The 14,064-nt window shown below is 67.3% G+C and carries 12 protein-coding genes and 1 riboswitch; of the genes, 7 read left to right on the forward strand and 5 right to left on the reverse strand.

All coding sequences use genetic code 11. The features are described from left to right. Window positions 1-136: 136 nt before the first annotated feature. Complete coding sequence (locus tag ACK4ZD_RS10630) at window positions 137-907, forward strand: 3-hydroxybutyrate dehydrogenase (RefSeq protein WP_409661516.1); 771 nt, start codon at window positions 137-139, stop codon at window positions 905-907. Between the two features lie 14 nt (window positions 908-921). On the opposite strand, the gene ACK4ZD_RS10635 is transcribed toward ACK4ZD_RS10630, so the two are convergent. Beyond that, window positions 922-1,638, reverse strand: a complete 717-nt coding sequence (locus tag ACK4ZD_RS10635; protein WP_409661519.1) for an SIMPL domain-containing protein — start codon at window positions 1,636-1,638, stop codon at window positions 922-924. A 240-nt stretch (window positions 1,639-1,878) separates the two neighbouring features. Between ACK4ZD_RS10635 and ompR the strand changes: the two genes are divergently transcribed. Continuing rightward, entirely contained in the window at window positions 1,879-2,622 is a 744-nt protein-coding gene (ompR, locus tag ACK4ZD_RS10640; RefSeq protein ID WP_409661522.1) for a two-component system response regulator OmpR, read from the forward strand. 134 nt (window positions 2,623-2,756) lie between these two features. Continuing rightward, window positions 2,757-4,091, forward strand: a complete 1,335-nt coding sequence (locus tag ACK4ZD_RS10645) for an ATP-binding protein (protein ID WP_409661525.1) — start codon at window positions 2,757-2,759, stop codon at window positions 4,089-4,091. Here ACK4ZD_RS10645 and ispF read toward each other — a convergent pair whose 3' ends face one another. Continuing rightward, window positions 4,092-4,571 carry a 2-C-methyl-D-erythritol 2,4-cyclodiphosphate synthase gene (ispF, locus tag ACK4ZD_RS10650; RefSeq protein WP_409661528.1) on the reverse strand — a complete coding sequence of 160 codons (480 nt, stop codon included), beginning with the start codon at window positions 4,569-4,571 and terminating at the stop codon, window positions 4,092-4,094. Further along, window positions 4,571-5,266, reverse strand: a complete 696-nt coding sequence (gene ispD / locus ACK4ZD_RS10655; protein ID WP_409661531.1) for a 2-C-methyl-D-erythritol 4-phosphate cytidylyltransferase — start codon at window positions 5,264-5,266, stop codon at window positions 4,571-4,573. The genes ispF and ispD overlap by 1 nt, the downstream gene beginning before the upstream one ends. Window positions 5,267-5,367: 101 nt before the next feature. On the opposite strand from ispD, the gene mfd reads away from it, so the two are divergent. Beyond that, window positions 5,368-8,811 (forward strand): transcription-repair coupling factor, encoded by a 3,444-nt coding sequence (gene mfd / locus ACK4ZD_RS10660; protein WP_409661534.1) that lies wholly within the window; start codon window positions 5,368-5,370, stop codon window positions 8,809-8,811. 62 nt (window positions 8,812-8,873) lie between these two features. Beyond that, a complete protein-coding gene (gene serB / locus ACK4ZD_RS10665) occupies window positions 8,874-9,578 on the forward strand; it encodes a phosphoserine phosphatase SerB (RefSeq protein WP_409661536.1) in 705 nt (234 codons plus the stop codon). Window positions 9,579-9,865: 287 nt separating this feature from the next. Here serB and rraA read toward each other — a convergent pair whose 3' ends face one another. Together rraA and ACK4ZD_RS10675 are read right to left on the reverse strand one after the other, a co-directional pair. Then, window positions 9,866-10,363, reverse strand: a complete 498-nt coding sequence (rraA, locus tag ACK4ZD_RS10670) for a ribonuclease E activity regulator RraA (RefSeq protein ID WP_409661539.1) — start codon at window positions 10,361-10,363, stop codon at window positions 9,866-9,868. Next, window positions 10,360-10,851, reverse strand: coding sequence for an Lrp/AsnC family transcriptional regulator (locus tag ACK4ZD_RS10675; protein ID WP_409661542.1), 492 nt, complete (start codon window positions 10,849-10,851; stop codon window positions 10,360-10,362). The genes rraA and ACK4ZD_RS10675 overlap by 4 nt, the downstream gene beginning before the upstream one ends. Before the next feature lie 116 nt (window positions 10,852-10,967). Here ACK4ZD_RS10675 and yedA point away from each other — a divergent pair, with 116 nt between their 5' ends. Both yedA and ACK4ZD_RS10685 read left to right on the forward strand, forming a co-directional pair. Next, window positions 10,968-11,870 (forward strand): drug/metabolite exporter YedA, encoded by a 903-nt coding sequence (gene yedA, locus ACK4ZD_RS10680; protein ID WP_409661545.1) that lies wholly within the window; start codon window positions 10,968-10,970, stop codon window positions 11,868-11,870. A gap of 20 nt (window positions 11,871-11,890) precedes the next feature. Beyond that, window positions 11,891-12,145: riboswitch (cobalamin riboswitch) on the forward strand. A 61-nt stretch (window positions 12,146-12,206) separates the two neighbouring features. Then, window positions 12,207-14,048 (forward strand): TonB-dependent receptor domain-containing protein, encoded by a 1,842-nt coding sequence (locus ACK4ZD_RS10685; protein WP_409661548.1) that lies wholly within the window; start codon window positions 12,207-12,209, stop codon window positions 14,046-14,048. Window positions 14,049-14,064: the final 16 nt, after the last annotated feature.

Here is a 14,064-nt window from a genome sequence, read left to right on the forward strand (position 1 = left end):
AGGCCATGCGGTGCAGCCCGTGGGGATCCAGGCATTGCACGAAATCAAGGCGCGGCTGCGTCATCGGTGCCTTCCTCTCTGATAATCCAGGGGCTTGTCGCCAATTCTCCCTGAACCTTAGCAAAGAGGACTCCATATGTTGAAAGGCAAGACCGCCCTGGTCACCGGTTCGACCAGCGGGATCGGCTTGGGGGTGGCCCTGGCGCTGGCGCGCCAAGGTGCCGACGTGGTACTCAATGGTTTCGGTGACGTCGAGGCGGCCAAGGCCGAGCTGGCCAAGACCGGCGTGCGCGTGGGTTACCATGACGCCGACATGAGCCAGCCGGCGCAGATCGCCGAGCTGATGGCCTATGCCGCCCAGGAATTCGGCGGCGTGGACATCCTGGTCAACAATGCCGGCATCCAGCACGTGGCCCCGGTGGAAGACTTCCCGCCCGAGAAGTGGGACGCCATCATCGCCATCAACCTCAGTTCGGCCTTCCACACCACGCGTGCGGCCCTGCCGACGATGAAGCAGCGCAATTGGGGCCGCGTGATCAACATCGCTTCTGCCCATGGCTTGGTCGCATCGGCACAGAAGTCGGCTTATGTCGCGTCCAAGCACGGCATCGTGGGTTTCACCAAGGCCGTGGCGCTGGAGACCGCCACCACCGGGGTGACGGTCAATGCGATCTGCCCAGGCTGGGTGCTCACCCCCTTGGTGCAAAAACAGATCGACGCCCGTGCCGTCCAGGGCGGTATCAGCGTGGAGCAGGCCCAGCGCGAGCTGCTGGGCGAGAAGCAGCCTTCGCTGCAATTCACCACGCCCGAGCAACTGGGCGCGCTGGCCGTGTTCCTGTGTTCCCCCGCCGCCGACAACGTCCGTGGCGTGGCCTGGAATGTGGACGGTGGCTGGGTGGCTCAGTAAACAAGGGTCGGCGCCTAGGGTTTCAGCGCCACGCTGCCGCTGACTGTCACTGTCACGAGTGCCTTGCCGGCCTCCACCGGCAGGGGGGCGGCCTCGGCGGTCATCACGTCGGCTTTGGCGCGCATCATCAAGGGCACGGGGGTCAGGCCCGGCTCTTGGGTCGAGACGTTCACCTCGCGCAGTTCATAGCCGCCGAATCCGAAGAGTTTGGCCAGTTCCTGAGCCTTGGCACGGTACTGGGCCACGGCCTGGGCTTGCACGGCGGCCTCGTGCTTGTCGCGAGCCTGGCGCGACAAACCCTGTGACACGCGTGCCACGCTCAGCGTCTGGATGCGTGCGGCCGCCTGGGTGATGCGCGGCACGTCGGTGCCTTCGAGCACGATCTCGGCCGTGCCCTGCCAGCCCGAGATCCGCCCCTGGCTGGCATGGCGCGGATAGATCGAGAAGTTGCCGGTGCGCACCTCCATCGCTCCGGGCTGCGCGGCAGGCCGGGCTACCGCCAAGGCCGCCTCCACGGCCTGCTGCAGGGCTTTCTGGACCGCGGCGGCATCACCCGCTTCCCGCGTGGTGTTCAGCGTCAGGCTCAGAAAGTCGTGCGGGACTTCTACACTGGCGCTGGCGGCAAAACTCACCACGTTGTTCACTGCGTTGGCCGCTGGCTGGGCCAAGACGGTGGGGGCCGCCACGGCGGCGGCAAGGCAAAGACCGGACAGTACGAGGCGTCGCTTCATGGGGTCCTTTCCAACGGTGTCGACAGGATTGGCGTGACAGGCTAACGCAGGCCTGCGTCGCGACGACGACGCCCGCAGCCGTCTTTGCTCTGGCTTGACAAGCGCTTCACATAGGTTCACACATGAGGGATTGCGGCGGCGAACCCTAGTGGCAATATTTGTAACACTTGGTCAAAACGACCGTTTCGAGCCGTTGCTCAGCCGCACAATCCCGCGCTGTTACAAATCCGGGAGTCCCAGATGACTACAGCCCCTCAGACGCCCCCGCCTCGCCCCGATCAGATTGTGGTGGTGGACGACGATGCCCGCATCCGCGATCTGCTGCGCCGCTATCTCACACAGGAAGGTTTCGAAGTCTTCTTGGCCGAAGATGCCAAGGCTCTGAACCGGGTACTGACCCGCGAGACCGTCGACCTGATCGTCCTCGACCTGATGCTGCCCGGCGAGGACGGACTGTCCATCTGCCGTCGGTTGCGCTCGGCCAACGACCAGACGCCCATCATCATGCTCACGGCCAAAGTCGAGGACGTCGATCGCATCGTGGGCCTGGAGGTGGGAGCCGACGACTACTTGCCCAAGCCCTTCAACCCGCGCGAGCTGCTGGCACGCATCCATGCGGTGCTGCGCCGCCGGCCGGCGATGGAGGCTCCGGGCGCTCCCACCAAGGAGCCGCAAACCGTGGTATTCGGCCCCTTCGAGTTCGACCTTGCCCAGCGTCGCCTGACCAAAGACGGCGAGGCCATCCCGCTGACCACGGGCGAGTACTCCATGCTCAAGGCTCTGGTGCGCCACCCGCGTCAGCCGCTGTCACGCGACAAGCTGGCGCAACTGGCTCGGGGTCGGGAATTCGAGCCTTTCGACCGCAGCTTGGACGTGCAGATCTCGCGCCTGCGCAAGATGATCGAGCCCGACCCGGCCCAGCCCCGCTACATCCAGACGGTGTGGGGCGTCGGCTATGTCTTCGTGCCCGATGGGACGACTTAAAAGCCTGTCCGGCCGGACGCTGCGCGCCAGACCCCCGGGTCTGGCGTTTTTTCTTCAACGATGACCCAGTCTCGCGCCAGCGGCGCGGCATACTGCGGGGCGTTCCGAGCCTCCGCCTAGTCCGACGAGCCCCGATGGTCCGCAAGCGTTTTACCCTGAGCCTGTTCTGGCGCACCTTCATGCTGCTGGGAGCCTTGCTGGGATTCGGCATCTTCGCCTGGGTGCAGACCTTCCGCGCCCTCGAGTTCGAACCGCGGGCCGTGCAGGCGGCCCAGCAACTGGCCAGTCTGGTGAACCTTTCGCGGGTGGCGCTGCGCTACACCGACAGCATCAACCGCGTCACCCTGCTCAAGACCATCACTGAGCAGGAGGCCATTCGCGTCCAGCCCCGCGAGCCGGGCGACGCCTATGTGCCCTTCGACACCGACCGCTTCTCGCGGCGCATCGCTGAGGAATTGCGCACCCGGTTGGGTCCCACCACCGTGGTGGCCGCCAGCGTGAACGGACGGCCGGGCCTGTGGATCGACTTCGCCATCGAGACCGACCGCTACTGGCTGCAGGCCGACCCGCAACGCCTGGAGCCGGTCACCGGCAAGACTTGGTTCGTTTGGGTGGGCATCGCGCTACTGGCCACCGTGGTCGGCTCGGCCACCGTGGCGAGGCTGATCAACCAGCCCTTGCGCCAGCTCTCTTTCGCCGCCAGCCGCATCCGCGAAGGCGAGTACGAGTCCCGTCTGGACGAGAACACCATGACCAGCGAGATCCGCGAGGTCAACCAAGGATTCAACCGCATGGCCCGCGAGCTGGCCAAGGTGGAGGAAGACCGTGCCGTGATGCTGGCCGGCATCTCGCACGACCTGCGCACGCCGCTGGCGAGGTTGCGCCTGGAAGTCGAGATGAGCGTGCAGGACGAGGAGGCCCGTCGCTACATGGCCGCCGACATCGACCAGCTCGATGCCATCATCGACAAGTTCATGGACTATGCCCGCCCCAGCGAAGTCAAGCTGGTGCCGGTGCACCTGTCGGGGGTGATCGACCGGGCCGCGGGCGCTTTCCGCGACACCAGCCAGATCCGCATCGAGTCGCGTGTGGCCATCGACACCATGGTGCTGGCCGACGAAACCGAGCTGGGCCGCGTGATCGGTAACCTCTTCGAGAATGCGCGCCGCTATGGACGCAGCAGCGACACCGGCGTCGCCTTCGTGCAAGTCACTTATGCGCGCACCGGCCCGTGGGTAATCATCAGCGTGCGCGACCACGGCCCGGGCGTCTCGCCCGAGAAGCTGCCCCAGCTCACCACGCCCTTCTTCCGCGGCGACGCGGCTCGTACCGCCGCCACCGGCGCCGGCCTGGGCCTGGCCATCGTCGAAAAGACGATCATTCGCATGGGCGGCACCTTCGAGCTGAGCAATGCGACGCCGCCCGACACGGGGCTCATCGCCCGCATCCGGCTGCGCAAAGCCCCCTGATCAGGCGCGCCGAAGCAGGCACACCGCGCGCGCTTCGATCGATTCCTGCCGGCCCACCGGCCCGAGCTTCTCGGCTGTCTTGGCCTTCACGTTCACTTGATCCACCTCGCAGCCCAGGGTCGCCGCAATGCGTTCGCGCATGGCTGGAATGTACGGTGCCATCTTGGGCGCTTGGGCCACGATGGTGGCATCGAGATTGATGAGCTCATAGCCGCGCTCGCGCACCCGGCGCATCGCCTCGGCCAGCAGCACCGAGGAATCGGCGCCACGAAAGCGCTCGTCGGTATCGGGGAAGTGGCGGCCGATGTCGCCCAGGGCCGCTGCGCCCAGCAGCGCGTCGGTAATGGCATGCAGCAAGGCGTCTGCGTCAGAGTGCCCCTGCAGGCCGAGGGAGTGCGGAATCTCCACGCCGCCGAGGATGAGCTTGCGGCCGGCCGTCAGCGCGTGCGTGTCCCAGCCTTCTCCAATGCGGATGTCCATCAGCGTGTCCTCAGCAGGCGTTCGGCCAGGACGAAGTCCTGGGGATAGGTGATCTTGAAGTTCTCCAGCGCGCCTTGCACCAGCTTGGGCCGGTGGCCCAGGGCCTCGATGGCGCTGGCCTCGTCGGTGACGGCCTCGCCCGCGTGCGCCAGCGCGCTCTGGAGCAGGCCCAGGCGGAACATCTGCGGCGTCTGGGCCTGCCACTTGGCGCGGCGGTCCAGTGTGCCCGCGGCGCGGCCCTCGATCTCTTCCTTGAGCGTGTCGGCCACCGGCAGGGCCAGCAGGCCGCCCACCTCGTCGTCAAAGCAGGCGTCGATCAGGGTCTCGACCCACTCGGGGCGCAGCAGGCAGCGAGCGGCGTCATGCACCAGCACCCAGTCGTGCGGCTGGACGCCGCGCTCGCGCAGTGCGGTCAGGCCGGCCGCCACCGACGCCGCCCGGCTGGGCCCACCCACGCGGGCGACCCAGCCCCGATAGCCTGGAGCCGCTTGCTCGAACTGCGTGTCCTCGGGGGCCAGCACCACCAACGTGCCGGTCAGCCTCGGCACGGCGGCCAAGGCGGACAGCGTGTGCGCCACCACGCAGCGTCCGGCAAGCATCTCATACTGCTTGGGGCCGGGTGCCCCGGCGCGGGCACCCACCCCTGCGCAGGGAACCAGCGCATAGCAGCGGGGAGCCTCGAAGGAGATCTGCATGAAGGGCCGGGCAGCAGGGAAGCGGATTCTATAATCCGGACGATCGTTCGCCCCGAGGGAGCGCCCTATCGGGGCGATTTGCTTTTGCCTGGCCGTCCCTCATGCAGATCCCGTCCCTGTCTCCCGGCAAGCGCTACACCCTGCCTCGGCCGCCGGGCTCGGCCGATGCCTTGCTGCTTGCGCGTTTTGCCCGTGAACAGACACAGGCCGGGCACCTGACGGCCGTCGTCACCGCCGAGCCTGCCGATGCGCAGCGGCTGCACGACGAGTTGGCCTTTTTCGACCCGGCCCTGCGCTGCGCGGTGTTCCCCGACTGGGAGACCCTGCCCTACGACACCTTCTCGCCCCACCAGGACCTCATCTCCGAGCGCCTGGCCACGCTGTGGCGGGTGTTGCGCCGGGACGTGGATGTGGTGCTGCTGCCGGCCACCACGGCCCTGGTGCGCCTGGCGCCGCCGTCGTTCCTGGCCGCCTACACCTTCCACTTCAAGCAGAAAGAACGGCTGGACGAAGCCTCGCTGAAGGCCCAGCTCGTGCTGGCCGGCTACACCCACGTGAGTCAGGTTGTGTCGCCGGGCGAATACGCCGTGCGCGGCGGGCTGATCGACCTCTTCCCGATGGGCTCGCCGGTACCGTATCGCGTGGACCTCTTCGGCGACGAGGTTGACTCCATTCGTACCTTCGACCCTGACAGCCAGCGCAGCCTCTACCCAGTGCCCGAGGTACGCCTGCTGCCCGGGCGCGAGTTCCCGATGGACGAGGACGCTCGCGCGAAATTCCGCGCCCGCTGGCGCGAGCGCATCGAGGGCGACCCGAGCAAGGCGCGGGTGTACAAGGACATCGGCAACGGCATCGCCTCCGCCGGCATCGAGTACTACCTGCCGCTGTTCTTCGACGAGACGGCCACGATCTTCCAGTACCTGGGCGAGGCGGCCGTCCTCGCCCTGCATGGCGAGATCGATGAGGCCCTGAAGCGCTTTTGGACCGACACCCGCGAGCGCCACCGATTCTTGCAGCACGACCCCGAACGACCGCTGCTGCCGCCCGAAGACCTCTTCCTGCGACCGGAAGACTTCTTCAGTCTGGCCAATGCCCATGCCCAACTCGCGCTGCGCGGCACGCAGCCCGTGGACTGGGCCCGCCCCCTGCCCGACCTCTCGGCCGAACGCGGCGCCCCCGAGCCGCTCAAGCGGCTGCAGTTGCACGTGGGCACCACGCCGCACCGCGTGCTGATCGTGGCCGAATCGCCCGGCCGCCGCGAAAGCCTGCTGGAGCTGCTGCGCGACAACAAGATCGAGCCGCCCACGGTGGACACGCTGGCCGCCTTCGAGGCGGGCAACGCTCATTTTGCGATCACCGTGGCCCCACTGGCCGGCGGCTTTCACTGGGTGCGCCCCGAGCCCGCCCCGGCCATCCAGTTCGTCACCGAGACCGAACTCTTCGCCGTGGCGCCCACGGCACGGCGTCGGCGCAAACAGGAACAGGTCAGCAACGTCGATGCGCTGATCAAGGACCTGTCGGAGCTGAAAGTGGGCGACCCGGTGGTGCACGCCAACCACGGCATCGGTCGGTATCAAGGCTTGCTCAACATCGACTTGGGCGACGGGCCCAGCGAATTCCTGCACCTGGAGTACGCCGACAAGGCCACCCTCTACGTGCCGGTGTCGCAGCTCCACCTCATCAGCCGCTACACCGGCGTGAGCGCCGACGAGGCGCCCCTGCACCGCCTGGGCTCGGGCCAGTGGGAAAAGGCCAAACGAAAGGCGGCCGAACAGGTGCGCGACACGGCTGCCGAACTGCTGAACCTGTACGCCCGCCGCGCCGCGCGTGAGGGCCATGCTTTCCGGTTCTCGCCGCACGACTACGAAGCCTTCGCCGCCAGCTTCGGCTTCGAGGAGACGCCCGACCAAAACGCCGCCATCCACGCCGTGATCCAGGACATGGTGAGCCCGCGTCCCATGGACCGGCTGGTGTGTGGGGACGTGGGCTTCGGCAAGACCGAGGTCGCCTTGCGCGCGGCCTTCGTGGCCGTGACCGGCGGCAAGCAAGTGGCCCTGCTGGCCCCCACCACCCTACTGGCCGAACAGCACTACCAGACGCTTTGCGACCGCTTTGCGCAGTGGCCGGTGAAAATCGTCGAACTCTCGCGTTTTCGCACCGGCAAAGAAGTGCGCCAGGCGCTCGACGGCTTGGCCGACGGCACGGTGGACATCGTCGTGGGCACGCACAAGCTGCTCTCGCCCGACGTGAAGTTCGCCCGGCTGGGCTTGCTCATCATCGACGAGGAACACCGCTTCGGCGTGCGTCACAAGGAAGCCATCAAAGCCATGCGCGCGGAGGTGGACGTACTCACCCTCACCGCCACCCCCATCCCGCGCACCCTGGGCATGGCGCTGGAAGGCCTGCGCGACTTGTCAGTGATCGCCACCGCACCGCAGCGGCGCCTGGCCATCAAAACCTTCGTGCGCAACGAAAGCAACAGCGTGATCCGCGAAGCCGTGCTGCGCGAGCTCAAGCGCGGCGGCCAGGTCTACTTTCTGCACAACGAGGTCGAGACCATCCAAAACAGGCGCGAAAAGCTGGCCGAACTGCTGCCCGAAGCCCGCATCGCCGTGGCCCATGGCCAGATGCACGAGCGCGAGCTGGAGCGCGTGATGCGCGATTTCGTGGCTCAGCGCTACAACGTGCTGCTGTGCTCGACCATCATCGAGACCGGCATCGACGTGCCTACGGCCAACACCATCGTGATCAGCCGCGCCGACAAGTTCGGTCTGGCCCAACTGCACCAGTTGCGCGGCCGCGTGGGCCGCTCACACCACCAGGCTTATGCCTACCTGCTGGTGCCCGACGTCGAAGGCCTCACCAAGCAGGCCGCGCAACGGCTCGAGGCCATCCAGAGCATGGAAGAACTCGGCTCGGGCTTCTACCTCGCCATGCACGACCTGGAGATCCGCGGCGCTGGCGAGGTGCTGGGCGACAGCCAGAGCGGCAACATGCAGGAGGTGGGCTTCCAGCTCTACAACGACATGCTGGCCCAGGCCGTGCGCGACCTGAAAGCCGGCCGCGAGCCCGATCTGCTGTCGCCGCTGAACGTGACCACCGAGATCAACCTGCACGCCCCGGCCCTGCTGCCCGACAGCTACTGCGGCGACGTACACGTGCGCCTGAACCTCTACAAGCGACTGGCCACGGCCGATAGGGCCGACCAGATCGACGCCCTGCTCGAAGAGATCACCGACCGCTTCGGCAAACTGCCGACGCAAGGGCAAACCCTCTTCGACGTGCATCGCCTGCGCGTGCTCGCCAAGCCCTATGGGGTGCTGAAAATCGACGCCGCGCCGGCCGGCATGAGCATCACCTTTCGCCCCAACCCACCGATCGACGCGATGCGCATTATCGAACTGGTGCAGAAGAACCGCCACATCAAGCTGGCCGGCAACGACAAGCTGCGCATCGACAAAGCGCTGCCCGAACCGAAAGAGCGCGCCCAGTTCATCCGCGACGTGCTGCGCGCGTTGGGGACGCCGACGTCGGCCGTGGCCTGAATCCTGTACGGTGGCCGTGGGCGCACGACTGCCGCCGATGGCCCACCCGCGATAATTCCTGGATGAGCACCTTCACCGAACACACCCCGGGGCTTGTCATCCGCGGCTTCACCCCGCCGCTGCGCCTGGCCGATTACAAGGCCATCGCCTTCGACATGGATTCCACGCTGATCAACATCGAGTGCATCGACGAGATCGCCGACGCCGTGGGCAAGAAGGCCGAAGTGGCTGCCATCACCGAAGCCGCGATGCGCGGCGAGATCACCGACTTCAAGGACAGCCTGCGCCGCCGCGTGGCGCTGCTCAAGGGCGTGCCCGAAGGCGCGCTGATGGAGGTTTACACCCAGCGCCTGCGCCTCAACCCGGGAGCGGCCGAACTCATCGCTGCCTGCCGCGCCGCAGGGCTGCGCACCCTGCTCGTCTCGGGCGGCTTCACCTTCTTTGCCGACCGCGTGCGCGAACGTCTGGGCATGGACCACGCCCATTCCAACGTGCTGGAAATCGAGAACGGCCGGCTCACCGGTCGTGTGGTGGGTGACATCGTGGACGGCGAAGAAAAGAAGCGCCAGCTCCTGGCCCTGTGCCAGCGCCTGGGCTGCCCGCCCTCACAGTCCATCGCCGTGGGCGACGGCGCCAATGATCTGCCGATGATGGCCGCCGCCGGCCTGAGCGTGGCCTACCACGCCAAGCCCAAGGTGCGCGAGCAGGCGATGGTGGCGATCAATGAGGGGGGCTTGGATCGGGTGTTGGAGGTGGTGGCCTTTTGAGGCTCCCACTCACAACCTCTCAATCCCCAGCGAGATAGCGTTCCACCGGTGCGCATTCGCCAGCCGGCTCACCTGCTCGCTTGAATTCGGCAACACATTCCACGTCTGTGCGCAGTTTCGCCTGAGCCAGCATGGGGTCGTCCGAAGGGCCCGGCGATGCCGGGCAACCAGCCAACACCAGCAAGCTAGCAAGCCAACCACAGCGACCGCACCCGAGGTCACGCCATCGCCGCTCCTGCAGAGGATCGAGTGCCAGTCGAGCGACGTCTAGGGTGTCGGAAGACGGATCAGCTCTGCGCCGGCATCACCACGATGCCGTCTTCGTCGGCAAACAACCATTCGCCGGGGCGCACCCACACGCCCTGCACCTGCACGGGCACGTCGCGCTGGCCCTGCGCACGGCGTTCGGTGGGCAGGGGGACGAGGGCCAGCGCGCGGATGCCCACGTCGCAGACCCGCAGTTCGGCCAGGTCGCGCACACAGCCATTGACCACCACGCCAGCCCAGCCGTTCTTCGCCGCGGCGGCGGCGATGTTGCCGCCCACCAGGGCGCGGGCCAGCGAGGCGCCGCCGTCCACCACCAGCACCTGGCCATGGCCCGGGCCTTCCAGCAGGGCCTTCACCTCGGTGTTGTCTTCGTAGCACTTCACCGTGCGCACCGGGCCGGCGAAGCGGGCACGGCCGCCATAGCTGTGAAAGACCGGCGGCAGCACGCGGAAGACGCCGTCGGTGTCGCCCTTGTGCTCGTCACACAGGTCACAGGTGGAGAAGGTTTCGAAGTTCATGCGTTGTCGATCTTCTTGATGGGAGGCTTCACGTCCTCTGGCCGGGCCGGCAGCATGGGCTGGTGCTCGCGCGCGGCGTTGAGGATGATGGAGGTCGAAGTTTCCGTCAGAAGGCAGAACTTCGTCACCACCGCATCGAGGTGCGCGACATCGATCACCGCGATCTCGAGGATCCAGCTGTCCTCGCCGGTGACGTTGTAGGCGTTGATCACCTCGGGGGTCTGCTGGATGAGCTTCACCACCCGGGCGTATTCGGCCCGCCCCACCCGCACGATGGCGCGGATGCCGTAGCCCAGCTTGGCCAGGTTCACACTGGCCCGGTAGCCGGTGATGACGCCAGCGGCCTCCAGCTTGCGCACACGCTCGGTCACGGCCGGCTGACTCAGGTGCACGCGCCGGCCCAGTTCGGCCATGGACAGGCGGGCATCGGCCTGCAGTTCGGCCAGGATGCGGGTGTCGTGGTGGTTCAGCTCAAGATTCAAGGCCAAGACGGCATCCTTCTTTGAAATTCACGGTAAGTCGCACTCATCTCCGTTGAATTCGTCTTCAGCGAGTAGACAAGCTTTTCTAGCATAGCGGCTCAACACCCGAAAACAACACCTCCATGTCCGCCGCCACTTCATCGCTGCCCTCCACCCCTGCGCTCAGCCCCATGGTGATGCTTTGCCTGGCCGCCACCTGGCTGGTCTGGGGCTCTACCTACCTGGCCATCAAGTACGCGCTGATCAGCTTCCCGCCCTTTTTCCAGATGGGCACCCGCTTCCTGCTGGCCGGCGTGGTGCTGGCTGCCTGGATGCGCTGGCGCGGCGCGGCCTGGCCCGATGCTCGCCAATGGCGCAACGCCCTGGTGGTGGGCACCCTGATGCTGGGCGGCGGCATGGGCGGCACGGCCTATGCCGAGCAGACCGTGGGCTCAGGCCTGGTGGTGGCCTTCATCGCCGTGGTGCCGCTGATGATTGCGGCGCTCAACCTGCTCTGGCGTGTGGTGCCCGGCCGCATGGAGATGGCCGGCATCGCCGTGGGTCTGGCCGGGGTGTTGATGCTCACCCAGGGCGCGGGCTTCCAGGCTTCACCTGCGGGGCTGGCTGCCATTGCGATCGCCTGCATCACCTGGTCGCTGGGCAGTGTGCTCAGCCAGCGCAGCCTGCCGATGGCCCCGGGTGCGATGGGTTTTGCCAGCGAAATGATCTGCGGCGGCGTGGTGCTGATGGCGCTGGCCTGGGCCACTGGCGAGTCGCCTGCCTGGCCGCCCGAGCCGCTGGCCGTGGGCGCCTGGTTCTACCTTGTTGTCTTTGGTTCGCTAATCGCCTTCAATGCCTACATGTACTTGCTGGCCCACACCAGCGCGGCGCTTGCATCGAGCTACACCTTCGTCAACCCGGTGATCGCGATGGTGCTGGGCGTGGCGGTGGCCGGCGAGCACATCACCGGCCCCGAATGGCTGGCCGCCGGCATCGTGCTGTGCGGGGTGGTGCTGATGCTGCGCGCAACGACGGCGCGGCGTTGACGATCGGCTCACGACGTCGTACTACAATCTTGCGTGTTGGTGCTCGCCCGGCGGTCTCGCCGGGCAGTTAAACGGGAAGCAGGAAGCGTCGTCGGCCCCGCCGGCTCGCCAACCTGCGCTGCCCCCGCAACGGTAAGCAGACGAAGGGCTGCGTCTCGCACACTGCCCTTCCGCTCCGGCCCTCAACCACTGGTTTGACCCCTTAGGTTCAGGCTGGGAAGGTGGCCGGGGTTGTTCTGACAGCCCGGATACCGGCCAACAGGGGAGCGCGTCCGCGCGCTCGAGGGGTTCTGGCCTGCGGGGAAGCGGGCCGGAGCGTTCAATGCTGTTTCAGCCATGCCTTTTGCCCGCCCTGTCCGTCGCACCGCGCGATGGATCTTTGCGCCGTCGTGCGCTCTCGTTCCCTGCGCCCTGGCCGCCCAGACGCTGCTGGCCCAGGCCCCTTCGCTCGACACCGTGATCGTCACGGCCACGCGGGTCGAGCAAACGCTCGATGAGGTGGTGTCCGACGTGTCCGTCGTCGAACGCGAGACCATCGAACGCAGCGGCGCCACCACGGTGGCCGACCTGCTCGCCCGCACGCCGGGCGTCGAGTTCTCTCGCAATGGGGGCCCAGCGGCCAACACCAGCTTGTTCCTGCGCGGCGGGGACAACCGTCATACCGCGGTGTTCATCGACGGCGTGCGTGTCGATTCGCAGGCCACGGGCGGCGCCAACTGGAACGCGCTGCCTGCCTCGCAGATCGAGCGCATCGAGATTCTGCGCGGACCAGCCGCGGCCATCTACGGCTCGGATGCCATCGCCGGCGTGGTGCAGATTTTCACGCGCAAGGGTGAAGGCCCTTTCACGCCGAGCATTGGCGTGGGCCTGGGCAGCCACCACACACGCAAGGCCGATGTGGGCTTTCATGGCAAGAGCGGCGCTGTGGACTATGCCCTGAGCGTGGGACACCAGACCAGCAAAGGCTTCGACACCCGCCCGGGCGTGGGTTTCGCCGACCGCGACGGCTACCGCAGCACCTCGGCCTCGGCCCGCCTGGGGTGGACGCTGAACGACGCCCACCGGCTGGAAGCCACCGCCCTGACGAACGACCAGAACTCGCAGTACGACGGCTTCGCCAGTACCGCCGACGACCGCGCGCTGAACGACGTCCAGACCCTCGGCCTGAGCTGGTCGGCCCGTTGGAGCGATGCCTACCGCATGCGCCTGAGCGCGAACCGCGGACGCGACCGATACGAAACCAGACCCTCGCCCTACTTCACCGACACCAAGGTCCAGAGCTACCTCTGGCACCACGAGCTGCAGCTCGGCGCGCACCGCCTCACCGCCGCGCTGGAGCGCCGCGAAGACCGTCTGGACAACTCCGGACCGCCGGCCATCGATGCCTCTCGGTCTCAAAACGGCCTGGCCCTGGGCTACGGCTGGAGCGACCGGGTGCACACCGTGCAGCTCAATGTGCGCCACGACGACGACAGCGAATTCGGCGGCAAGACGACCGGTGCCGCATCCTATGCCTTCGCCTTCACGCCGCAATGGCGCGCCACGGTCTCGGCGGGCACCGCCTTCCGCGCCCCCACGCTCTATCAACGCTTCAGTCAGTACGGGGTGGCCGACCTGAAGCCCGAGTCCTCGCGCAACGTCGAGGCCGGCCTGCGCTACGCCCAGGGCCGCAGCCAGTTCGGCGTGGTGGTCTTCCGCAACGAAGTCACCGACCTCATCAATTTCGGCGCCCCCGGCCCCTGCGCCAGTGCCTTCGGCTGCTACGAAAACGCCGGTGAAGCCGTCCTCAAAGGCGTGACCCTCTCGGGCGCGCACCGTCTGGGTGTCGTCAACCTGTGGGGCTCCGTGGACTTTCAGAAACCGCTCAATGCCGACACCGACCGCCTTCTGGCCCGCCGGGCGCGGCGCCACGCCCAAGTTGGTGCCGATGCCACGCTGGGCGCCTGGACCGTGGGCGCCGACCTCAAGCTGGTGGGCGAGCGCTTCGACAACGCCGCCAACACCGTGCGCCTGGGCGGCTACGGGCTCGTGAGCCTGCACGCCAGCCGCCCGCTGGCGCAGGACTGGACCGCGCTGGCCCGCGTAGACAACCTGGGCGACAAGGACCACGAAGTGGCACGCACCTACGCCACCGGCGGGCGCATGGTGTTCGTCGGCCTGCGCTGGTCGCCCCGCTGACCTGCGGCACCTGAAG

The organism is Caldimonas sp. (assembly GCF_046291045.1).
In the GTDB taxonomy this organism is placed as follows: domain Bacteria; phylum Pseudomonadota; class Gammaproteobacteria; order Burkholderiales; family Burkholderiaceae_C; genus Caldimonas.

Bases quoted from the DNA above. Each gene is read 5' to 3' on its own strand.
- ACK4ZD_RS10630 (WP_409661516.1), top strand. From the start codon at position 137: ATGTTGAAAGGCAAGACCGCCCTGGTCACCGGTTCGACCAGCGGGATC.
- ACK4ZD_RS10635 (WP_409661519.1), bottom strand. From the start codon at position 1,638: ATGAAGCGACGCCTCGTACTGTCCGGTCTTTGCCTTGCCGCCGCCGTG.
- ompR (WP_409661522.1), top strand. From the start codon at position 1,879: ATGACTACAGCCCCTCAGACGCCCCCGCCTCGCCCCGATCAGATTGTG.
- ACK4ZD_RS10645 (WP_409661525.1), top strand. From the start codon at position 2,757: ATGGTCCGCAAGCGTTTTACCCTGAGCCTGTTCTGGCGCACCTTCATG.
- ispF (WP_409661528.1), bottom strand. From the start codon at position 4,571: ATGGACATCCGCATTGGAGAAGGCTGGGACACGCACGCGCTGACGGCC.
- ispD (WP_409661531.1), bottom strand. From the start codon at position 5,266: ATGCAGATCTCCTTCGAGGCTCCCCGCTGCTATGCGCTGGTTCCCTGC.
- mfd (WP_409661534.1), top strand. From the start codon at position 5,368: ATGCAGATCCCGTCCCTGTCTCCCGGCAAGCGCTACACCCTGCCTCGG.
- serB (WP_409661536.1), top strand. From the start codon at position 8,874: ATGAGCACCTTCACCGAACACACCCCGGGGCTTGTCATCCGCGGCTTC.
- rraA (WP_409661539.1), bottom strand. From the start codon at position 10,363: ATGAACTTCGAAACCTTCTCCACCTGTGACCTGTGTGACGAGCACAAG.
- yedA (WP_409661545.1), top strand. From the start codon at position 10,968: ATGTCCGCCGCCACTTCATCGCTGCCCTCCACCCCTGCGCTCAGCCCC.
- ACK4ZD_RS10685 (WP_409661548.1), top strand. From the start codon at position 12,207: ATGCCTTTTGCCCGCCCTGTCCGTCGCACCGCGCGATGGATCTTTGCG.